General features: G+C 75.5%; 19 protein-coding genes, 1 pseudogene and 1 riboswitch. Of the genes and pseudogenes, 10 read left to right on the top strand and 10 right to left on the bottom strand.

Features of this window, described 5'->3' with window-relative positions; all coding sequences use genetic code 11:
• Positions 1 to 51: 51 nt before the first annotated feature.
• On the bottom strand, positions 52 to 897 hold the full coding sequence (locus tag NRO40_RS27990; protein WP_058940537.1) for a bifunctional 5,10-methylenetetrahydrofolate dehydrogenase/5,10-methenyltetrahydrofolate cyclohydrolase: 846 nt from the start codon (positions 895 to 897) through the stop codon (positions 52 to 54).
• Between the two features lie 58 nt (positions 898 to 955).
• A riboswitch (ZMP/ZTP riboswitch) is annotated at positions 956 to 1,044 on the bottom strand.
• Between the two features lie 69 nt (positions 1,045 to 1,113).
• Between NRO40_RS27990 and NRO40_RS27985 the strand changes: the two genes are divergently transcribed.
• Entirely contained in the window at positions 1,114 to 2,523 is a 1,410-nt protein-coding gene (locus NRO40_RS27985; protein ID WP_058940536.1) for a GAF domain-containing protein, read from the top strand.
• Between the two features lie 376 nt (positions 2,524 to 2,899).
• Here the strand turns inward: NRO40_RS27985 and NRO40_RS27980 are convergent, their stop codons facing one another.
• Positions 2,900 to 3,484, bottom strand: a complete 585-nt coding sequence (locus tag NRO40_RS27980) for a TetR/AcrR family transcriptional regulator (RefSeq protein WP_058940535.1) — start codon at positions 3,482 to 3,484, stop codon at positions 2,900 to 2,902.
• Between the two features lie 86 nt (positions 3,485 to 3,570).
• Between NRO40_RS27980 and NRO40_RS27975 the strand changes: the two genes are divergently transcribed.
• Together NRO40_RS27975 and NRO40_RS27970 are read left to right on the top strand one after the other, a co-directional pair.
• The gene (locus NRO40_RS27975) at positions 3,571 to 4,815 is read left to right on the top strand and encodes an FAD-dependent monooxygenase (RefSeq protein WP_079046804.1); all 1,245 of its coding nucleotides are present in this window, start codon (positions 3,571 to 3,573) and stop codon (positions 4,813 to 4,815) included.
• Entirely contained in the window at positions 4,812 to 5,294 is a 483-nt protein-coding gene (locus tag NRO40_RS27970) for an LIC_13387 family protein (protein ID WP_058940534.1), read from the top strand. Before NRO40_RS27975 ends, NRO40_RS27970 begins: the two co-directional genes overlap by 4 nt.
• A gap of 195 nt (positions 5,295 to 5,489) precedes the next feature.
• Here the strand turns inward: NRO40_RS27970 and NRO40_RS27965 are convergent, their stop codons facing one another.
• From NRO40_RS27965 to NRO40_RS27955, 3 genes are all read right to left on the bottom strand, one after another.
• Positions 5,490 to 6,119, bottom strand: a complete 630-nt coding sequence (locus NRO40_RS27965; RefSeq protein ID WP_058940533.1) for an FMN reductase — start codon at positions 6,117 to 6,119, stop codon at positions 5,490 to 5,492.
• Positions 6,116 to 7,201 (bottom strand): LLM class flavin-dependent oxidoreductase, encoded by a 1,086-nt coding sequence (locus NRO40_RS27960; RefSeq protein WP_058940572.1) that lies wholly within the window; start codon positions 7,199 to 7,201, stop codon positions 6,116 to 6,118. Before NRO40_RS27960 ends, NRO40_RS27965 begins: the two co-directional genes overlap by 4 nt.
• A gap of 618 nt (positions 7,202 to 7,819) precedes the next feature.
• Positions 7,820 to 10,210 (bottom strand): ATP-binding cassette domain-containing protein, encoded by a 2,391-nt coding sequence (locus NRO40_RS27955; RefSeq protein WP_058940532.1) that lies wholly within the window; start codon positions 10,208 to 10,210, stop codon positions 7,820 to 7,822.
• A 500-nt stretch (positions 10,211 to 10,710) separates the two neighbouring features.
• Between NRO40_RS27955 and NRO40_RS27950 the strand changes: the two genes are divergently transcribed.
• From NRO40_RS27950 to NRO40_RS27940, 3 genes are all read left to right on the top strand, one after another.
• The gene (locus tag NRO40_RS27950) at positions 10,711 to 11,442 is read left to right on the top strand and encodes a hypothetical protein (RefSeq protein ID WP_058940531.1); all 732 of its coding nucleotides are present in this window, start codon (positions 10,711 to 10,713) and stop codon (positions 11,440 to 11,442) included.
• Positions 11,443 to 11,631: 189 nt separating this feature from the next.
• Positions 11,632 to 11,874, top strand: coding sequence for a hypothetical protein (locus NRO40_RS27945; protein WP_058940530.1), 243 nt, complete (start codon positions 11,632 to 11,634; stop codon positions 11,872 to 11,874).
• The gene (locus tag NRO40_RS27940) at positions 11,871 to 12,800 is read left to right on the top strand and encodes a hypothetical protein (RefSeq protein WP_157901783.1); all 930 of its coding nucleotides are present in this window, start codon (positions 11,871 to 11,873) and stop codon (positions 12,798 to 12,800) included. Before NRO40_RS27945 ends, NRO40_RS27940 begins: the two co-directional genes overlap by 4 nt.
• Positions 12,801 to 12,887: 87 nt before the next feature.
• On the opposite strand, the gene NRO40_RS27935 is transcribed toward NRO40_RS27940, so the two are convergent.
• The 3 genes from NRO40_RS27935 to NRO40_RS27925 form a co-directional block, all read right to left on the bottom strand.
• Positions 12,888 to 14,468, bottom strand: a complete 1,581-nt coding sequence (locus tag NRO40_RS27935) for a carbohydrate-binding protein (protein ID WP_058940528.1) — start codon at positions 14,466 to 14,468, stop codon at positions 12,888 to 12,890.
• A 406-nt stretch (positions 14,469 to 14,874) separates the two neighbouring features.
• Entirely contained in the window at positions 14,875 to 15,450 is a 576-nt protein-coding gene (locus NRO40_RS27930; protein WP_058940527.1) for an AAA family ATPase, read from the bottom strand.
• 145 nt (positions 15,451 to 15,595) lie between these two features.
• On the bottom strand, positions 15,596 to 16,282 hold the full coding sequence (locus NRO40_RS27925) for a hypothetical protein (RefSeq protein ID WP_058940526.1): 687 nt from the start codon (positions 16,280 to 16,282) through the stop codon (positions 15,596 to 15,598).
• Between the two features lie 476 nt (positions 16,283 to 16,758).
• Between NRO40_RS27925 and NRO40_RS27920 the strand changes: the two genes are divergently transcribed.
• On the top strand, positions 16,759 to 17,136 hold the full coding sequence (locus NRO40_RS27920; RefSeq protein ID WP_058940525.1) for an STAS domain-containing protein: 378 nt from the start codon (positions 16,759 to 16,761) through the stop codon (positions 17,134 to 17,136).
• Positions 17,137 to 17,224: 88 nt separating this feature from the next.
• The gene (locus NRO40_RS27915; RefSeq protein ID WP_058940524.1) at positions 17,225 to 17,614 is read left to right on the top strand and encodes an ATP-binding protein; all 390 of its coding nucleotides are present in this window, start codon (positions 17,225 to 17,227) and stop codon (positions 17,612 to 17,614) included.
• A gap of 98 nt (positions 17,615 to 17,712) precedes the next feature.
• Here the strand turns inward: NRO40_RS27915 and NRO40_RS27910 are convergent, their stop codons facing one another.
• On the bottom strand, positions 17,713 to 18,468 hold the full coding sequence (locus NRO40_RS27910; protein WP_058940523.1) for a MerR family DNA-binding transcriptional regulator: 756 nt from the start codon (positions 18,466 to 18,468) through the stop codon (positions 17,713 to 17,715).
• Between the two features lie 163 nt (positions 18,469 to 18,631).
• Here NRO40_RS27910 and NRO40_RS27905 point away from each other — a divergent pair, with 163 nt between their 5' ends.
• Positions 18,632 to 18,829, top strand: coding sequence for a hypothetical protein (locus NRO40_RS27905; protein WP_058940522.1), 198 nt, complete (start codon positions 18,632 to 18,634; stop codon positions 18,827 to 18,829).
• A gap of 160 nt (positions 18,830 to 18,989) precedes the next feature.
• Positions 18,990 to 19,235: pseudogene (locus tag NRO40_RS27900) on the top strand (ATP-binding cassette domain-containing protein); the annotation flags it as partial.
• Between the two features lie 145 nt (positions 19,236 to 19,380).
• On the opposite strand, the gene NRO40_RS27895 reads toward NRO40_RS27900, so the two are convergent.
• Positions 19,381 to 20,091, bottom strand: coding sequence for a ribonuclease H family protein (locus tag NRO40_RS27895; protein WP_058940521.1), 711 nt, complete (start codon positions 20,089 to 20,091; stop codon positions 19,381 to 19,383).
• Between the last annotated feature and the right edge of the window lie 9 nt (positions 20,092 to 20,100).

Below are 20,100 nucleotides of genomic sequence, written 5' to 3'. Positions count from 1 at the left end.
CGGTCCGTCACGGCCCCCGGCCCGGGGACGACTCCGGGAGGCGGCCCTCCGTCAGGCGGTCGTCGTGCCCCGCAGCCGTTCCGCGGCGTCGACGGTCTGCGCCAGCAGGGTGGCGATGGTCATGGGGCCGACACCGCCCGGCACCGGGGTGATCAGGCCGGCGCGCTCGGCGGCGGACGCGAAGTCGACGTCGCCGACGTTGCCCTCGTTGTAGCCCGCGTCGACCACGACGGCGCCGGGCTTGATGTCCGCGCCCGTGATGAACCGGGCCCGGCCGACCGCGGCGATGACGATGTCGGCCTCTCGCAGCACGGCCGACAGGTCGGCGGCGGGGGTGTGGGAGTGGCAGTAGGTGACCGTGGCGTTGCGGGCCAGCAGCAGCATCCCGGCGGGCTTGCCGAGGATCGCGCTGCGGCCGACGACGACGGCCCGCTTGCCGGTCGGGTCGACCCCGTACGCGTCGAGGAGTCGCATGATGCCGCCCGGCGTGCACGAGACGAAGCCCGGCAGACCGAAGCTCATGGACGCGAACGAGCTGGTGGTGACGCCGTCGACGTCCTTCTCGGGGGCGATCGCCTCGAACGCGGCCCGCTCGTCGATGTGCCGGCCGACCGGGTGCTGGAGCAGGATGCCGTCCACGCCGGGATCCTGCGACAGCGACCGCAACGTGGCGACCAGCTCCTCCGTCGTGGTGGTGGCGGGCAGTTCGACGTGACGGGAGCGGATGCCGGCCTTCTCGCAGCGGGCGCGCTTCATCTTCACGTACGTGACGGACGCGGGGTCCGCGCCGACGAGGACGGTGGCCAGGCACGGCGGGGTGCCGGTGCGGCGGGTGAGGTCGGCGGCGCGGGCGGCGGTCTCCTCGACGAGACGGCGGGCGAGGCCGCTGCCGTCCATGAGGCGGGCGCTTGCGGTCGTGGACACGGGTCCTCCTGGGCGTCGACAGAACGTGTGTGCTGATCGCCCAGGCGCGCGGCAGGTGGCGGTGTCCGCCGGGCCGCTCCCCGGTGGTACTCCACCCAAGCGCCAGTCACGGCCCGTCCCCACTGTACGGGAGGAGGGGGGCGCGCGGGGGCGCGGGCCGGGTTGTCGGCGCGCGGCGGGAGGACCACGATGGGCACCCGGCACGAAGGCCTCGACGGGGAGGGCGGGTTGAGCGACACGTGGACGGCCCTGGAGCCGGGTGCGGACCCCGTGCGGCGCGCGGGTGAGCTGCGCCGGGCGCATGAGGCGTTCGTCACGGCGACCGGCGGGGACGCGGCCGCGCCGAGGGCGGGCGGGGCCGGAGGGGCCGGGTCCGCCGGGGCGGGGGGCGTGCCGTTGCGGCCGGTCGTGGCGGAGTCGTGGTGGCGGTGCGCGCGGGCCCGGGTGAGTCCGGAGGGCGCCGCGAGCGTCGAGCTGGACGAGGAGGAGCTGGCGGCGTACCGGGCGGCGCACCCGCTGGCCGCGGTGATGCCGGTGGTCCGCGAGCTGACGGGGGCGTTCGCCACGGACGGGGAGCACCTGGTGGCGCTGTGCGACGCGTACGGGCGGTTGCTGTGGGTGGAGGGGCACCCGCGGACACTGCGGTCGGCGCGGCGGATGAACTTCGTACCGGGAGCGCGCTGGTCGGAGTCGGCGATGGGCACGAACGCGCCGGGCACCGCCCTCGCCGTCGACCGCCCGGTGCAGGTCTTCGCCGCCGAGCACTTCCGGCGCCCGGTCCAGGCGTGGACGTGCGCGGCCGCCCCGGTGCACGACCCGCGGACCGGGCGGCTGCTCGGCGCGGTGGACGTCACGGGCGGGGACCGGCTGGCGCACCCGCACAGTCTGGCGTTCGTCCAGGCGGTGGCGCGGGCGGCGGAGTCCCACCTCGCGCTGCGGGCACCGGCCCCGGCGCCCGACCGGGTGCGCCTGTGCGCGCTCGGCCGGGACGAGGCGCTGCTCACGGCGGGGGGACGCACGGTACGGCTGAGCCGACGCCACAGCGAGATCGTCGTGGTGCTGGCCGCACACCCACAGGGGCTGTGCGGGGACGAGCTGCTGACGGCGCTGTACGAGGACGGGGCCGTCACCCCGGTCACCCTGCGCGCCGAACTGTCGCGGCTGCGCGGCCTGTTGGGGCCGGAGCTGCTGCGCTCGCGGCCGTACCGGCTGGGGCCGCCGGTGGACGCGGACTTCGACGCCGTGGCGCGGCGGCTGTCGTCGGGCGCGGTGACGGCCGCCCTCGGCGCGTACGCGGGCCCGCTGCTGCCGGGGTCGTGGGCGCCGGGAGTGGCGCGGTTGCGGCGGCGGCTGGCGGACGGGCTGCGTGCGGCGCTCGTGGCGCGCGGGGACCCCGAGCTGCTGGCGGACTGGGCGCACAGCCCGTGGGGCGAGGACGACGTGGAGGTGTGGCGCGCCCTGTCGGCGGTGGTACCGGCGGAGCGGCGGCCGCAGGTACTGGCGCGGGTGCGGGCACTGGACGCGGAGTTGGCGGCGCCGGGGTGGGCGGCGCGGGGTCCTTCGCCGCGCGCAACGCGGTCGCAACGTCCCGCGCCGTAGCCTCACGGAAGGGAGCGCCGGCCGGACGGCGGCCGACGCTCCCGACACCGCCCGGTCCCGGCCGGTCGGTCGCCGCGCCGGCTCGCCGCCGCCGTCCCACCGGCCGGGCCACCGGGGCGACGAGGGCAACGAGCGGCGCCGCGCGGCGACAGGTCCACTGTCGGCCGGAGGTCCGCCGACCATCCCGGCCGCCACTCGGGGCCGGCGGGGTGCCGGTGGCTGGGCCGGATCAGCGGCGCGTACGGTCAGCGGCCGTCAGGGCATCCGGAAGACGCGCGCGGAAGGGCGCGGGAGGGACGCCCGCGCAACGGCCCCCGGTGACACCGGTGCGCGCCTGACGCCGCAGGACGACGGCGGGCAGGGGAGCGGGTGTCCGTCAGGGGGAGAGCACGGCGGTGAGCATCCGCCGGACGACCGGGGTCAGCTCGCTCGCGTCGGGCACCGGGCGGGTCGCGGCCATCGCGCCGGCGAGCCGGTCGTACAGCAGGCCGTCGGTCCAGGCGACGAGCAGGTCCGCGGCCGCCGCCGGGTCGGGAGCGCCGAGCGCCGCCAGCAGGGCGGCGGCCCTGGACCGTGCGGCGAGGCCGGCGGTCTGCAGGTCGGCGCGCAGTTCCGGTCGCCGGGTCGCCTCCAGGCTGAGTTCGAAGCGGGCGATCTGGCGGTCCCGCTCCACCGTCAGCCAGTGGTGCAGCAGCGCGGCCAGCGCCTCCGCGGCGGAATCCGGGTCCGGGCGCCCGTGCTCCGCTTCCCAACGGTCCACGTCGGCGACCGACAGTTCGGCCAGGCGGAGGTAGCAGGCGCTGATCAGAGCGCTGCGCGTGCGGAAGTAGTACGACGTGCTGCCGGCCGGCAGTCCCGCGGCGGCGTCGACCGCGCGGTGGGTCAGACCGCGCAGCCCGGCGGTGGCCACGGTGCTGATGGCGGCGTCGGCGATCAGGTCTCGGCGATCGGGGAGGGACACACCCTGCACTCTACAGGTGTAGAGTGCGCCTCATCGGCCTCTACACCTGTAGAGGCGACAGTGGACGAGTGGGGGAGGCAGTCGACATGGGTGTTCGTCATGCCGTCGTGGCCGGAGGCGGCATCGGGGGCCTGACCGCGGCGGTGGCCCTGAGCCGCCGCGGATGGCACGTCACCGTGTGCGAGCGGGCTCCCGCTCTGAGGGGCATCGGCGCCGGCATCGTGCTCGCCCCCAACGCACTGCGCGCGCTGGACTCGATCGGCCTGGGCGCCGAGGTGTGGACGGGGGACGCCCTGCCGGGCACGTTGGGGCTGCGCACACCCGACGGCACGTGGCTGAGCCGGTCGGACAGCGGCGCGATGTCCACCCGCTACGGGCTCCCCACGCGCGCCGTGCACCGCGGCTTCCTGATCGACCTCCTCGCCGCGGCCCTGCCGCCCGGCGTCGTACGCCTCGGCGTGTCGGTGACCGGTGTGGACGACGCCGGGGGCGGCGCGGTCGTGCGTACGTCCGCGGGCGAGCTGCGCGCCGACGTCGTACTGGCGGCCGACGGCCTGCGCAGCGTGCTCCGCGGCCGGCTCTTCCCCCGGCATCCCGGGCTGCGTCACGCCGGTGAGGCCGGATGGCGAGCGGTGCTGCCCGGTGCCGGTCCGCCCGCCCCGCAGGCGACCGAGACGTGGGGCCGAGGTGAGCGGTTCGGTGTCGTTCCCCTCGCCGACGGCCGGACCTACGTGTACGCCACCGCCGTCACCGGCCCCGGCGCGGAGCCGGCCGACCACCACGCGGAGCTCACCCGGCGCTTCGGCGCGTGGCACGATCCGATACCCGCGCTGCTGGAGCGGCTGGACCGGCGGAACCCCGACCCGGTCGGCATACTCCACCACGACTTCCACGAACTGGCCTCACCGCTGCCGCGGTTCCACGCCGGCCGGGTGGCCCTGCTCGGCGACGCCGCCCACGCGATGACGCCCAACATGGGCCAGGGCGGCTGCCAGGCCATCGAGGACGCGGTCGTCGTGGCGCATCTCCTCGCAGCCGGCCCCGACGTACCGGCCGCGCTCGCCGCGTACACGGAGGCCAGGCACCGGCGCACCACCCGTATCAGCCGCCGCTCCCGACACATCGGTGAACTCGCGCGGCTCTCCCACCCCCTCGCCGTGTCCCTCCGGAACCTCGCCGTACGAGCCACCCCGCGGGCGGTGATGTCGAGAGCCCTGGACACGGTCCTCGGCTGGCAACCACCCTCCGCCCCCGGCCCCGCCCCCGTCGACGTCGACGTCAACGTCAACGTCGACGTCAACACGCAGGTCAGCGTCAAGGAGCAGTCATGAACACCGCCGTCACCTCCCGCCTCCTCCCCCGGGCGGACTCCGTCCGGCCCTTCACGGTCGGTGCCTACGGATTCGTCTTCCTGGGCATCGGCCACCTCGCCCTCTCCGCCGTCGCGGCGGCGGCGACCGCGACACCGGAGCGGCGTGAGGTCGACACGGCCATGCGGGAGTCCACGTTCGCCCTGCTGGGTCTGGAACGCACGCTCCTCGACGTCTTCAACGGCATGAGCACCGCCATGGCCTTCTTCGCCATCGCCTGCGGCCTGCTGATCCTCGCCGCCGTCCGGCACACCCCCACCCTCGTCCAACACCGCACCGCCTTCGGCTGGATCGCCCTCGCGGTCTCCCTGGCCGTCCTGGCCGTGTCCGTTCTCCTGCTGCCTCCTCCGCCGATCGTCGTCCTCACCGTCAGCAGCTGCGCCTTCGCCGTGTCGTTGCGCAGGGCGGCCCCTTCCGCTCGCGGGGGCTCGGCGACGTGACACGGGCCGCCACGCCCGACTGAATGCGCGGGTCGCGGCGGGGGTGCGGGTGGCGGGCCGCCCACACCCCCGCCTCGTGCTGTGCGGGACGACCGCCCGCGGCGGGGCTGGCCGGTTCGGTCCGCCTCCGTCCGGGGGGCCGGACCGGGTGCCGGTCGGTGGTCGCCCGGCGGAAGGCCGACTCCGGGCGGGGCGTCAGGGGTGCGGGGGGACGCGCAGGGCGGCCAGGCGGTCGGCGAAGGGCGTCACCTCGTCCGCCGCGGGCGGGGGCCGGTGGCCGGTCATCAGGGCGGACAGTTCCGCGGCCGCCCGGTCGACGCGTTCGGCGAGCGCGGTGGTCCGGGTGTCGGTGCTCGCTCCCCAGTCCTCGGGGGCGGCGAAGACGGCGGTCGGTGCCACCGTGGCCCGCAGGTACGCGAAGAGCGGCCGGACCGCGTGTTCCAGGGCGAGGGAGTGGCGGGCGGTCCCGCCGGTCGCCGCGATCAGTACGGGCTTGCCCGCCAGCACGTCCCGGTCGACGACGTCGAAGAAGGACTTGAACAGGCCGCTGTAGGAGGCGCTGAAGACGGGCGTGACGGCGATCAGGCCGTCCGCCCGCGCCATGGTCCCGATCGTGTCGCGCAGTGCCGGGGGTGGGAAGCCGGTGACGAGGTTGTGGGCGATGTCCACGGCCAGCTCGCGCAGTTCGGCCGTCTCCACCTCGACCGGCCGCCCGGCGTCCGCCAGGTGGCGGCCGACGGCGGTGGCGAGCCGGTCGGCGAGGAGCCGCGTCGAGGACGGCACGCTCAGCCCGGCCGTGACGACCGCCAGGCGGGCCGGGTTCACCGCTGCTCCCCGGTGGCCCGGGCGACGCGGTCCGCGTGGGTGGGGGCCGCCGGGACGTCGGCCGGCCGACCGACCGCGAACTCCTTGCGCAGTACCGGCACGACCTCCTCGCCGAGGAGGTCCAGTTGCTCCAGCACGGTCTTCAGGGGCAGCCCGGCGTGGTCCATCAGGAACAGCTGGCGCTGGTAGTCCCCCACGACCTCCCGGAAGCCCAGGGTCCGTTCGATGACCTGCTGGGGGGAGCCCACGGTCAGCGGGGTCTGCTCGGTGAACTCCTCCAGGGACGGGCCGTGCCCGTACACGGGCGCGTCGTCGAAGTACGGCCGGAACTCGCGCACCGCGGCCTGGGAGTCGTGACGCATGAAGACCTGGCCGCCGAGGCCGACGACGGCCTGCTCGGGGGTGCCGTGACCGTAGTGCGCGTACCGCTGCCGGTACAGGTCGACCATCTTCTTCGTGTGTTCCTGGGGCCAGAAGATGTTGTTGTGGAAGAAGCCGTCGCCGTAGTACGCGGCCTGTTCGGCGATCTCGGGTGAGCGGATGGAGCCGTGCCAGACGAAGGGCGGCACCCCGTCGAGGGGACGCGGGGTGGACGTGAAGCCCTGGAGCGGTGTGCGGAAGCGGCCCTCCCAGTCGACGACGTCCTCCCGCCAGAGCCGGCGCAGCAGTGCGTAGTTCTCGACGGCCAGGGGGATGCCCTGGGTGATGTCCTGCCCGAACCAGGGGTAGACGGGGCCGGTGTTGCCGCGTCCCAGCATCAGGTCGACGCGCCCGTCGGCCAGGTGCTGGAGCATCGCGTAGTCCTCGGCGATCTTCACCGGGTCGTTGGTGGTGATCAGGGTCGTCGAGGTCGACAGGATGATGCGCTCGGTGCGCGCGGCGACGTACCCGAGCATGGTGGTGGGCGAGGAGGGCACGAACGGCGGATTGTGGTGCTCGCCCGTCGCGAAGACGTCCAGTCCCACCTCCTCCGCCTTGAGCGCGATGGTCACCATCGCCTTGATCCGCTCGTGCTCGGTGGGCGTCCGCCCCGAGATCGGGTCGGGCGTGACGTCACCCACCGTGAAGATGCCGAACTGCACAGGTTCCACCTTCGTCGTCCGTACGTGGTCGGTCGTGGGACGGCCCGTGGGACCGGTCGTGGAGCCGTCCGCCACCTCCCAGCATGCGCCCGTCGGCGCCGCCCGTGTCGGGGCGCGGGCGTCCCCCGTCCGGATCAGGTCCCTGTCCGGTGCGCTTGGCGGGAAATGGGTGTCGACCTCGGTGACAAGGGTCCGGAGCAGGGACTGCGGGCCGCCGGGCAGGGCCTCCGGGCCTCGGCCGGGCTCCCGGCCGGTGCGGCGGCGGCGGCGTCGCTGGGTGGGGTGGCCGGCCCGTCCGAGCGTCGGGACGGGCGGGAGCCGCGGGCCCCCGCCGCCCGGGGTCCGGGGCGGGCGGCGGGCCCGCGCCCACCAAGGCTCCGGGGAGGGCGGCCGGCCCCCGCCGGGACGCCCCACTTCGCGCGGCACCCCGCCGCCGCAGCCCCGGGCGGCGTGCTCCCGCCGGCCGGGGCTGCGGTGCTCCCGCCGGCCGGGGCTGCGGTGCTCCCGCCGGCGCCCCTGGGCGGCGGTGCTCCCGCCGGCGGGTCCCAGCGCCGGGGCCCGCCGCCCCGTAGCCGGGCGGCGGTGCCCGTCGCGGCCCCGTCACGCGGCCCGTGCCGGTCAGCGGCCGACGTACGCCGCGAGGTGTTCGCCGGTGAGGGTGGAGCGGGCGGCCACCAGGTCGGCCGGGCTGCCCTCGAAGACGACCCGGCCACCGTCGTGGCCGGCGCCGGGCCCGAGGTCGATGATCCAGTCGGCGTGGGCCATGACCGCCTGGTGGTGCTCGACGACGATGACCGACTTCCCCGCGTCGACGAGCCGGTCGAGCAGCCCCAGCAGCTGCGCCACGTCGGCGAGGTGCAGGCCGGCGGTCGGCTCGTCGAGGACGTAGACGCCACCCTTGTCGGCCATGTGCGTCGCCAGCTTGAGCCGCTGCCGCTCGCCGCCGGAGAGCGTGGTGAGCGGCTGGCCGAGGGTCAGGTAGCCGAGCCCGACGTCGGCGAGGCGGTCGAGGATCCGGTGCGCGGCCGGCGTGGCCGCGTCCCCGGAACCGAAGAACTCCTCGGCCTCCGCCACCGACATCGCCAGGACCTCGCTGATGTCACGGCCGCCGAGCCGGTACTCCAGCACCGACGTCTGGAACCGCCGGCCCTCGCAGTCCTCGCAGGGGGTGGCGACGCCCGCCATCATGGCCAGGTCGGTGTAGAGGACGCCGGCGCCGTTGCACGTCGGGCAGGCGCCCTCGGAGTTGGCGCTGAAAAGGGCCGGCTTCACCCCGTTGGCCTTGGCGAACGCCTTGCGGATCGGATCGAGCAGCCCGGTGTACGTCGCCGGGTTGCTCCGCCGCGAGCCGCGGATGGGGCTCTGGTCGACCGCCACCACGCCCGCGCCGGCGGGGAGGGAACCGTGCAGGAGGGAGCTCTTGCCGGACCCGGCGACCCCGGTGACGACGCACAGCACGCCGAGGGGGACGTCGACGTCGACGTCGCGCAGGTTGTGCGTGTTCGCGCCGCGGATCTCCAGCGTGCCGGTGGGCTCGCGCACGGTCTCCTTGAGGCCGGCCCGGTCGTCGTAGTGGCGCCCGGTGACGCTGCTGGCGGTCCGCAGCCCCTCGACGGTGCCCTGGAAACAGACGGTGCCGCCCGCCGTGCCGGCGCCGGGGCCGAGGTCGACGACGTGGTCGGCGATGGCGATGACCTCCGGCTTGTGCTCGACGACGAGCACGGTGTTGCCCTTGTCGCGCAGGCGCAGCAGCAGGTCGTTCATCCGCTGGATGTCGTGCGGGTGCAGGCCGATGGTCGGTTCGTCGAAGACGTACGTGACGTCGGTGAGGGAGGACCCGAGGTGGCGGACCATCTTCACGCGCTGCGCCTCACCGCCCGACAGGGTGCCCGACGGGCGGTCGAGCGACAGGTAGCCCAGCCCGATCTCCACGAACGAGTCGAGGGTGTGGCCCAGCTTGGCGAGGAGCGGCGCCACCGAGGGCTCGTCCACACCGCGGACCCACTCGGCCAGGTCCCGGATCTCCCTCGCGCAGGCGTCGGCGATGCTGATCCCCGCGACCCTCGACGCGCGGGCCCCCTCGCTGAGCCGGGTACCGTCGCACTCGGGGCAGGTGGTGAAGGTGACGGCCCGCTCCACGAACGCCCGGATGTGCGGCTGCATCGCCTCCTTGTCCTTCGACAGGAACGACTTCTGGATCTTGGGGATCAACCCCTCGTAGGTGAGGTTGACGCCGTTGACCTTGACCTTGGTCGGCTCGCGGTACAGGAAGTCCTGCATCTCCTTCTTCGTGTACGCGCGGATCGGCTTGTGCGGGTCGAGGAAGCCCGACTCGGCGTAGACGCCGACGGTCCACACGTTGTCGGACTTCCAGCCGGGGATGGTGAACGCGCCCTCGGCGATCGACTTGGAGTCGTCGTAGAGCTGGGTGAGGTCGATGTCGGAGACCGTCCCCCGGCCCTCGCAGCGCGTGCACATGCCGCCGGTGCGCTGGAAGGTCGCCTTCACCGCCTTCCTCGCACCGCGCTCCACGGTGATCGCGCCGCTCGCCCGAACCGAGGGGACGTTGAACGCGTACGCGCTGGGCGGGCCGATGTGCGGCTCGCCGAGGCGGCTGAAGAGGATGCGCAGCATCGCGTTGGCGTCGGTGACGGTGCCGACGGTGGAGCGGGGGTCGGCGCCGATGCGCTGCTGGTCGACGCTGATCACGGTGGTCAGCCCGTCGAGCACGTCGGCCTCCGGCCGCGCCGGGGTCGGCATGAAGCCCTGGACGAAGGCGCTGTAGGTCTCGTTGATGAGCCGCTGCGACTCCGCGGCGATCGTGTCGAAGACGAGGGAGCTCTTGCCGGAGCCGGAGACGCCGGTGAACACCGTCAGCCGTCTCTTCGGGATCTCGATGCTGACGTCCTTGAGGTTGTTCACGCGCGCGCCGTGCACGCGGATCACGTCGTGGCGGTCCGCGGCGTGCGGCGCGGCCGTGCGCGCGTCCGTCCTCGTGGCCTTGCTCATGGTGTCTCCCTCGGGGTGCGGGGCCGGACGGCCGTCTGCCCCGGCGCCACGCGAATCGGTCCTGCCTGCTGCGTGCGGTGGGGCCCCCGGCACCGGAGCGGTGGCGGGGGCGGGTCCGGCGCCCGCCCGGTCCGTACTGCCGGCGCGACGCCCGGCGGCCCGCCGTGTCCGGTGCCGCCGCGCGGCCCGCGGGCGGCGGTGTCGGGGTAGAAAGGCCGGGACGGTGGCTGGGGTGGCGGCCGGGTCGTCATGCGAGAGGAGAGGATCAGGTGACGGGTGCTGCCCACGGGGATCAGGGTAGGCGCGGCCGGGTGGTCCGTGCTTCTCCGTTTCTGATCGTTCCGGGTCGTCTCGCCGAGCCGTGGGGCGGCGCTCCCGTCGGGAGGAACGTACGCCCGCCGTCCGGGAGGGGATCTCCACGTGACCACCGACCGTTGTACCCGCGGAGAGAGCGTTCCGTGTACGCGCGACCGCGCCGCCCACGCGATGAGGAGGACCCCATGAACGCCGCCGGTGAACGACGGCAGCAGCTCGACGCGGCCAGCGTCCTCAATGCCAAGAGGACCCTCGTCCAGCTCCTCGGCCGCGCGGGGGTCTACGCCGGCGACGCCGAGGAACTGGTCGGGCTCGTCGAGGCCGGCGCGCTCTCCCTCGCGGGCGACGAGGTGGCGGACCTGGTGCGGAGCGCTCCGACGGAGAAGGGCCCGCTGTACGGGTCGGGCTGGCTCGACGGGGCACGAGCCGCCGCCGACCACCTCAGTGAGCTGGCCGAGCGGGCCCTGCGGGACGCCGTGGCCCGCGACTCCTCGGCCGCCTCGCAGGACGCCCGCACCCCCGTCGGGCGGATGGAGGTGGAGCGGGCCAAGGTGGCGGTCGTCCCCCTGTACCTGTCGTTCACCACCCCTTCCGACCTCGACCCCGAGGTGTCCGACCAGGTGCTCACCGCCGTCCTCGGCACCATGGGCTCCCGGCAGCGGGCCGGGTACGCGGGGCTGCTCGCGGAGTTCGCCGCCGAGCACCGGCAGCGGCTGGAGCGGCTGTTCGGGACGTACGGGCCCGGCAGCTCCGTCGCGGTCCACGGCCGCTACTCGCTCATCCACTCCCCCACCAGCGTCGCCGTCCTGGAACGCCTCGGTGCGGCGCCGTCCGCGCTGCGGGAGGAGTGGGACGCCGCCGAACTGCCGCCCGCCTGGCTGGAGGGGCTCGCGACGGCCTGGGGCTCCCCCGTCTGACCGCCGGCCACCGGCCGTCCCCGCGGGACGCGTTGGGCGGACCGGGGGGAGCGGGGCCGGATGCCGCACGGCCCGCCGCCGGTCGCCGGGCTACGCGCGCGCCCGCCGGCCGGCCCGGGCAAGGCGGGGTGCCCGCCGGTGCTTCGGCGCGGCGTCGGTGGCCCCGGTGGCGGCGGTTAGCCTGCACGGATGAGCGAGACGACTGGTGGCGGCCGCCGCGTCCTTCCCGCGCCGGCGCGGTCGGCCGTGCCCGACGACGGCGGGGGCGTAGACGTCGAGCCGTACGTCCTCCGGTGCCGCCGCCGCACGGGGCCGCCCCCGCCGCCCGAGCGGCAGGCGGTGACCCCGCGCCGCCCCGCCCGCGCGGTCGTCACGGCCGCCCGCCCGGAGTTTTCGACGTACGCCGGGGACCTCCCGGCGCTGTGCCGGTGAGCGGGCGGCCCGGCGGGGCGGCGCGGGCGGCCGCCGTCCATCTGGCGGGCGTCTGGTTCGTCGGGTGCGTGCTGACGGCGGTGCAGTTCCAGGCGGTGCTGGTCGCGCTCTTCGTCGGAGGGTGGGGTGCCTTCGTCGCGGTCCCGCTCGTCGTGGTGCCGCCGGCCGTGGCCCTGCTGGCGGTCATGGGCAGGACGGCCCGCGTCTTCGTGCCGCTCGTCCGGCGACCGCGCGGCCCGTGGCGGTGGGCCGCGGTGGTGTACGGCCTGGGCACAGCGGGCGTGGCCGCCGCCGTCGCGGCGAGCCTGTCCACCGGCGGGCGCGGCGGCCCGCTCGTCCTCCTCGCCGGAGGGACCTGTTACGCGCTGGCCGCGGCGTCCCTCGTGCCGGGCGCGCGGGCGCGGGCGGCGACGCTCGGGGCGGCGGCCCTGCTAGTGGCCGCCGGCGCGTACGCCGTGTGGGACGCGTCGCGACCCCCCACGCTCGACACCTGGCTCACCGCCCACCGCGTCGACCGGGACCTGCTGCGCCTCGGTGACACGCCCCCGGGCCACGCGTCGCGGGTCCTCGGCGCGAGCGGGGACGGGTTCGGCGTCGCGTACGAGCGGCCCGGGTCGCCGGGGCTGCACCTGGCGGTGGCCCGCGCCGGAGAGGACACCCGGCGGGTCGACGCGCGCGGCTGCCCCGTCCCGTACGGCGGTGTGGTGCGCTGCGGGGACGACGCCGGGGGGCGGCTGCTGGTGACGTACGAGGACGGCGACACCCGGCGGGAGCTGCGCCTGGAGCGGGAGGGGCTGGTGTACACGGTGTCCTTCCGTGGTGGCGCGGACGCCGAGCTGTCCGCCGCCCGGCACGTCCTGTCCACGCTCCGGCCCGCCACCGCCGCCGAGCTGGCCCCGCTGCGGGAGTTCGGGATGCCGCGCTGAACGGCGCGCGTCCACCGCGCCCTCCGGGACGGGTGGGGCCCCTCCGCGTCGTGCGGAGGGGCCCGTGCGCGCGGGGGGTGTGCGGGGTCAGGGCGTGGCGGCCGTGCCCCCGAAGGTCACCACGAGGCGGCCGTCGGCGGCGAACGACCAGGCGAGGGTGCCGCCGTACGCGGAGCAGCGGGGACCGTTGGCGCCGGTCCAGAACTGGTTGGAGCCGTCGGCGTCCCCGACGGTCTTGTCGTTCGTGCCGCCGCCGGTGCGGCAGGAGGTGTTGTTCCGGAACACCGAGGTGCCGGCGTCGAAGGAGAAGTTGCGCTGGGCGTTGTCGACGCTGACGTTGTCGGAGACGGTCATCGTGCCGGGGTTCCGGTTGTAGGTGAAGCCGTGCTTGCCGTTGCGGTAGGCGATGCTGCGGCGGACGACGTGGTCGACGGCGATGTCCTCGCCGCCCAGCTTGTAGCCGTTGCGGTCGCCGCTGGCGTTCTGGGTGCCGTCGGAGAGGGTGCCGTTGTGGAGGGCGAGGGAGTCCTCGACGGTGACCGCGCCGATGGGGCCGGTGTCGGTCTTGGTGTACAGGTCCCAGCCGTCGTCGATGTTGTTGTGGGCGACGGCGTGGCGGAAGACGTTGCCGGGGCCGACGGTCAGTTTGGCGGCGAAGCCGTCGGCGTCCTCGCCGTCGGAGTCGGCGTTGTCGTGCGACCGGGCGGTGAGGACGAGGTTGCGGGCGGGCCACTGCTCGCGGGGCGTGGTGGAGGCCGACCGCGAGAGCTGCAGCCCGGTGTCGCGGTTGAAGCGGGTCACGGTGCGCTCGATGACGTTGTCGCTGCCGCCGACGAAGATGCCGTTGTCCCCGGCGTGTTCGACGACGAGGCCGCGTACGTGCCAGTACGAGGCGTGCAGGGCGAGCCCGCGGTTGGCCGGGTCCTCGGCCATGGCCGCGAAGTTCAGCACCGGGGTCTCCCCCGGGTGGGCGAACAGTTCCGTGCGGTCGCCGGGCCTGCCGTCGGCGTCCGCCGGGATGGTGACCGTGCGGGCGGAGCGGTAGGTGCCGCCGCGCAGGTACACCGTGCCGCCGGGGGTGACGCGGGCGAGGGCGGAGGTGAGCGTCGTCGGGTCCGACAGCGTGCCGCTCGCGCCCTCGGTCCCGTCGGGCGCCGCGTACAGGACGGGGCCGGACGGCGGCGGGGTGGTGCCCGTGTCGGCGTCGAGGTGGTCGATGTTGGCGAGGCCGGCGGCGGTGGTGGGGCTCAGCCGGACGGTGTTGCCGCCCTGCCGCAGGGGGACGGTGAACGTGGCCGTCGTCCAGGTCGCCCAGGTGCCGGTGGGTCCGAAGGACGCCGAGGCGGCCGCTGCTCCGTTCACCGTGACGTCGGCGGGGCGTGCGGTGGTGGTGCCGTTGGCGAAGCGGACCGTCACCGCCGCGCTGCCGGCCTGCGGCGCGTCCACCGTGAACGTGACGGCCGCGCCCAGGGCGTTGCGTCCGTTGCAGAAGCCCGTGCCGGTGTGGCCGGTGTGGTCGGCGTCGATGGTGCCGTCGCAGACGGCGGGGGCGCGTTCCGCCTCCAGGCGGGTCGGCGCGGCGGTGGCGGCGGCGCCGGGCAGGGCGACGACGGCGCCGGCGGCCAGGGTGGCGCAGGCCAGTAACGACAGTGGGGATGTCGGTCTCATGGGGGTCCTCGTCTTCTCCGGGTCACCTGCGTGCGGGCAGGGGCGGGGCGGCTCGCGACTTCCGGATGGAAAGCGCTTGCTAAGCTAGGAGGGCCTTCATGAGCACGTCAATACTTGGGACCGGGTCGAAGCGTCCGTCCCACGCTCTTCACCCACGGAGCGGGGCCGCACGCGCGCGCACGCCCCAGTGACGCGGCTCCTTCTGAGGTGGTGGCGGCCTCGGCCCGGCGGGGGCGGCCCTGCCGTGCCGGCGGGCACGGCGCGGTGGCGGGCACGGCGTGTGGCGGGCACGGCGTGTGGCGACCTGGTACGGCGTGACGCCACAGGGCGCACTCGTACGGAAAGAGGGGCCGGGCAGGGGCCCGGGGCACCGCCCCGTGCGGCCGCCGGACCGGCCCACGGCGGGTCAGGAGACGGCACCCTCGGACCAGGCCCGCCGCAGGATCTCGTCGACGGTCCGGTCGACGGACTGGTGGGAGGTGTCGAGCCACAGCCCGATCGGGGGCGTGTCGACCCGGAGGATCCTGTCGAGGTCCTGCGGCTGCCAGTCGGGCCCGTAGCCGGTCTTCGAGCGCTGCTCCTCGCGCCGGGCCACGACCTCCGGGTCGGGCGCCAGCACGACGACGGCCAGCGGGCGGCTCCTGATCGTCCGGGTGATCTCGACCGGGTGCTCGCCGAGCAGGACGTCCTGGAGCACGACGGTGAAGCCGGCCTCGACGTAGGCGTCGGCGGACGCGGCGGCCAGCCGGTGGCGCAGCCGCAGCTGGGCGACGGCCTCCGGCGGGACCTCGGCCGTCATGTCCGCCCGGCCGCTGACGATCATGCGGCGGAACACGTCGCCGCGGAGGTGTACCGAGCGCGGCAGGCGCTCGGCGAGACCCTGGGCGACGGTGGACTTGCCCGCGGCCGAGATGCCCGAGACGACGATGACGCCGGGCGCCTCGCCGCCGGGGACGGGGGTCGGGCCGGTGTTGCCGGTCATGGACGGGGGGTCCTCTCTCGTGCACGGACGTGGGTGCGGCGCGCAGACGATGCCGGCCGGGCGGATCCGACTTCCTGCCGGGGGAGCCACTCCGCCCGGTGGTGCACGCCACGGCCGCCGCCCCCGGCCGGGACGCGTCGCCGGGTCACCGGCGTGCCGGTGCGGTCGTACCGGCCGGTGCGGTCGTACCGTCCGGTGCGGTCGTACCGTCCGGTGCCGCCGTGCGGCCGGGCCGCCGCGGCGCCCGTGTGCCGTTCCGGAGGACGCGAGCGCCGGGGCGTCGGCGCTCCCCGGCCCATCCGTCCAGGGTGTCGATCACGTGGGGGACGGTCAACAGGATTGACGCGCGCACCGCTCTTCCCCGGTCGGAACAGACCGGGTCGATCCACCGCGACGGCACCGGCGGGAAGCCCCGGAGGGCCTCGGCCGGCCCGGGTACCTCGGTGGGGTCGACGCGGGCCGCGTGCCGGACGACGTCGCCGCCGGCGCAGCTCGCGACCGGGTGGCACCGGCCGCGGGCCGGGGTGACGAGCAGCCCGGCGTCCGCGAGGTGCTCGGCCGCGAGTCGTACGGCCACCTCGGTGCAGCGCTCGACGTTCAGGGAGGCCAGCAGCCGGGTGGAGGCGTGGGCGAGGAACGTGGTCCGCTGCTGCTCGTGGTGGAGCGCCAGCCCGGCCAGGGACCGGTCGGTGTCGTCGACCAGCCACCACACGACGTCGCCGTCCGCACCGACGGTCGGGTGGGCCTCCAGGGAGACCGTCGTGGCAGCCCCTGACGGGGCGGCGCGCGACGCCGGGCCCGGCGCCGTCGTCCTGGCGGTGGGCGAGGCCACGGTGCGCGTCGGCGAGCCACGACGGCAGCGTGTCGTCGATCCAGGCACCGGCGACCGCCTCGGGGAAGAGCGCGGCGGCGCGTCTGCACCACACCGTCGGTGGAGTCGGCGACGAGTGCGGGGCAGGACGCGCTCATCCAGGAGGCGCCCACGGTGTGCGCGAGGTTGCGTCTCCGGGACGTGGTGTCCTCATGAGTGGTCATCACTGGAGACCCGGGGTCACGGGCCTCGTCACCTTCCGCCGGAAGCACAGGGCGTTTCACCATCCCGCAGAGGCGGCAGGGCCGGCAGGTGCTTCCGGGTGAAGGCCCGCCGGGCCCACGGCCGGCGGGACACCGCACAGCGGATGCAGCCCGCCGACCCGAAAAGCCACACAGGACTACTGGGCGTCATCGGCGGCGGACGGCTCGTGGCGCCCGCCGGGGAAGTCGCCCACCCCCGTGCGCCGCGGACGGAAGGGCTGCGACAATGCCGCGGTGAGCGAAGACCCGGAAGTCCTGACGACCGTGACCGGCGAGGTCCGTGTCGTGCGCGTCGCCGGCGAGTTCGACTTCGACACCGCCGAGCGACTCGTCCGCGCGTTCGACCCCCGGGAGGGGGGAGGCGCCACGGCCACCGTCCTCGACCTGTCGCAGGTGCGGTTCGCCGACTCGGCGTTCCTGCACGCCCTCCTCCAGGCGCGGGCGCGCCACCTGGAGGCCGGTGTGCCGCTCGTGCTGGCGCAGCCGGCCGCGTGCGTCGTCCGGCTGCTGGAGGTCACCGGTACAACCGGTTCCTTCACCCTCGCCGGCACGGTCACCGCCGCCGTCTCCGCGGCCCGTGGGGTGTCGAGTGACGGTCCGACGGAAGGATGAGCGTGTCCGGTCCGCCAAACCCGGGCAAACGGACATGAGCGATACGCGAGAGACGGTAGACCAGACGGTAGGGGTGAAGGAGGTGAACATGACGACCCACGACACGATGACCGGCCACACGCGGTGGCCGGCCACCGCGGCCGCGGCCCGTGACCAGGTGCGCCACCTCCTCGCCACCACCGGCCCGCCGCCGCCCGACAGGGTGGTCGACGACATCCTGCTGGTGACGTCCGAACTCGTCACGAACGCGCTGCGCCACGGAGGCGGCATCACCGCCTTCGCCGCCGTGCGTGACGCGGACACGGTCCACATCAGTGTGAGCGACCGTTCCCCGACACCGCCCACCACCATCACGCGCCACCACCCGGCCACCCCGGGCGGCTACGGCTGGCCCCTCATCCGGCGGCTCAGCACACGCGTCACCGTCGTGCCGTCCACCGACGGCAAGACGATCACCGCGGTCATCCGTTCGCACTGACGGCGCCGGGGCGGCCCTCCGCGTCCACGGAGAGCTGCCGCCCTCGCCGAGGCCCGGGACCGGGAGACCGGGCCGCGGACCCGCCGGGCGGGGCGCGATCACGGGCCGGAATGGCCCAGGTACTCCAGATAGGCGTGCAGCGCCGCCGAGGCGCGGAGCCGGCGGAGGCTGCGCCGGCTCAGGTCCCGCTCCCGCCGGTCCAGCTCCGCGCGGACGCGACCGGGGTCGCCCGTCGTCCGCAGCTCGTCCAGGACCGCGCGGACGGCGGCGAGCGGGTGGTGGCCCCGCCGGAGCAGCGCCACGACGTGGGCGGCGCGCAGCTCTCCCCCCGAGTAGACGCGGTACCCGGTGGCCGGGTCGCGGTCCGGCCTCAGCAGGCCCCGTTCCTCCCACAGGCGCAGCACCGGCGGGCGGACACCCACGGCACCCGCGACCTGACCGATGCGCAGACCGCGCCGGGACGGGGGCGGGGGCGGCGCCCCGTGCGTCAGGACCGTCTCCAGCGCGTCGCGTACGGCGGTCAGCTCGCCGCGCTCCAGGTCGAGTCGGGCGTGGCTCTCGTCGAGGGCCGCCAGGGCGGTGTCGAGGTCGCCCTCGTGGACGGCGCGCATGACGGCGCGGGCGGTCGCCCAGCCGTGGCCGGCCGCCATGTCCCGGGCGGCGGTGAGGGCCTGGGCGTGGGCGCCGGTGTAGACGCGGTAGCCGCTCTCGGTACGGCCGACGGGCGGCAGGACGCCCGCCGCCACGTAGTTGCGGAGCTGCTGGACCGAGACGCCCGCCGCGCGGGCGAGGTCGGCGGCCCGCCAGCGCCCTTCCCGGTCCCCGTCGTGCCGTCCCGTCGTCGACGCCGCCATCCCGCTCTCACCACCAGTTGAGACTTTCCGGATGATTCACCGCACCCACCAGGCGAGGCGGCCGTGAAAGCCTCTCATAGGACTTGAATGAAACAATGGAGACGGACGAGCGGCGGCCGGACGGCCGGGCTCGGTTGACCCGTGCATGGGAGGCGACACAGACGTGAAGTTCCTTCTCGAAGTCACCGTCGACGAGGGGAAGCCGGCCGAGGACAGGGCGCGCGAACTGGGCCGCGTGCTGCGGTACTGGGGCGGGAACCTGCACCACTACGCGTTGGAGCCCGGAGACGGTTCACCCGTTCACGACTCCGACTACCGGGAGGTGGGGCAGTGGCGCATCGTCGCCGGCGAAGCGGCCTGACCGCTCCCCCCGGCTGAGCACTCCCCCTCCGCGGCCCGAGCGCCCTCCTCCCCGCGCCCGGCCCTCCTCCGGTCGGCGCCCGCCATCATCCGATCGGTGGACCCCGGGTCGAGCGCATCGGCCGATGCCGCCCGGTCGCCCCGTGGGCGAACCTCGGACCATGCCGATGATCGAGGTACGGGACCTGCACAAGGCCTACGGGGGACGGAAGGCCGTCGACGGCGTGTCCTTCCACGTCGACGAGGGGGAGGTCTTCGGGATCCTGGGGCCGAACGGGGCGGGCAAGACCACCACCGTGGAGTGCGTGGCCGGACTGCGCGCCCCCGACGCCGGGTCCGTGCGGGTGGCGGGTTTCGACCCCGCCACCCGGCACGCGGACGTCACCCGCGTCCTGGGCGTGCAGCTCGCCGCCGGCCGGTCCGACGCGCCGCTCCGCGCGCGTGGAAGGGGCCGCCGGCTCCCCGCACGCCCCACCCGGCCACCGGCTCCTCGCGGCCCACCCTGGACCGGCCGGGCCGGCTGCGCCGGGCTCCCGCCGCGCCCCGGAGGGTTCAGACCGTCGCCGCGGCGGCGTCGCAGCCGGGGTGGCCCCAGCGCGTGCCGAGCTTCGCGATCGACTCCCCGGCGGCGTACGGCTTCCCGCAGGGACAGGTGCCGCGGAACTTCGCCTTGATGGTCCGCGCCCTGGACGCCGAAGCGCCCCCGCCCCCGGCCCCGCCGGCCCGGCGCGCGGCGGCGGGCTTGCGGCCGGCGGGCGCGCTGCGCTGCGGCGCCGGTACGGGCATGTCGACCGCGCCGAACGCGGTGCCCGCCGCCTGCTGGGCGATCGCCCCGTCGCTCGCGGCCTGGTCGGCGATGGCGTTGAGCAGGTCGCCGTCCTCGCGGTGGGCGGGGACGTAGCGGAACTCGACGTCCCGCTCGGCGAGGAGGGCGTCGATGCGCTGCACCAGCTCCTGGTTGGCGACGGGCTTGCCGGCCGCCGTCCGCCAGCCGTTGCGCTTCCAGTTGGGCAGCCACTGCGTCACGGCCTTCATGGCGTACTGCGAGTCCATGCGCACCTGGAGCGCGGTACCGGGGGCCACGGCCTCCAGGAGGCGCTCCAGCGCGGTCAGCTCCCCCACGTTGTTCGTGGCGCGGCCGAGGGGTCCGGCCTCCCAGCGTTCGGGGCGGCCCTCGGTGTCGGCGATGACCCACGCCCAGGCGGCGGGGCCGGGGTTCCCCTTGGCCGCCCCGTCGCAGGCGGCGATGATGCGATCAGACATCCCTCGATC

Source organism: Streptomyces changanensis (assembly GCF_024600715.1).
GTDB classification, from domain to species: Bacteria; Actinomycetota; Actinomycetes; order Streptomycetales; family Streptomycetaceae; genus Streptomyces; species Streptomyces changanensis.
This window is presented reverse-complemented; position numbering and strand designations above follow the sequence as displayed.

Coding starts and splice junctions, on each gene's coding strand:
- NRO40_RS27955 (WP_058940532.1), bottom strand. CDS start 10,210: ATGAGCAAGGCCACGAGGACGGACGCGCGCACGGCCGCGCCGCACGCC.
- NRO40_RS27945 (WP_058940530.1), top strand. CDS start 11,632: ATGAGCGAGACGACTGGTGGCGGCCGCCGCGTCCTTCCCGCGCCGGCG.
- NRO40_RS27895 (WP_058940521.1), bottom strand. CDS start 20,091: ATGTCTGATCGCATCATCGCCGCCTGCGACGGGGCGGCCAAGGGGAAC.
- NRO40_RS27930 (WP_058940527.1), bottom strand. CDS start 15,450: ATGACCGGCAACACCGGCCCGACCCCCGTCCCCGGCGGCGAGGCGCCC.
- NRO40_RS27910 (WP_058940523.1), bottom strand. CDS start 18,468: ATGGCGGCGTCGACGACGGGACGGCACGACGGGGACCGGGAAGGGCGC.
- NRO40_RS27950 (WP_058940531.1), top strand. CDS start 10,711: ATGAACGCCGCCGGTGAACGACGGCAGCAGCTCGACGCGGCCAGCGTC.
- NRO40_RS27935 (WP_058940528.1), bottom strand. CDS start 14,468: ATGAGACCGACATCCCCACTGTCGTTACTGGCCTGCGCCACCCTGGCC.
- NRO40_RS27915 (WP_058940524.1), top strand. CDS start 17,225: ATGACGACCCACGACACGATGACCGGCCACACGCGGTGGCCGGCCACC.
- NRO40_RS27990 (WP_058940537.1), bottom strand. CDS start 897: ATGGACGGCAGCGGCCTCGCCCGCCGTCTCGTCGAGGAGACCGCCGCC.
- NRO40_RS27975 (WP_079046804.1), top strand. CDS start 3,571: ATGGGTGTTCGTCATGCCGTCGTGGCCGGAGGCGGCATCGGGGGCCTG.
- NRO40_RS27985 (WP_058940536.1), top strand. CDS start 1,114: ATGGGCACCCGGCACGAAGGCCTCGACGGGGAGGGCGGGTTGAGCGAC.
- NRO40_RS27970 (WP_058940534.1), top strand. CDS start 4,812: ATGAACACCGCCGTCACCTCCCGCCTCCTCCCCCGGGCGGACTCCGTC.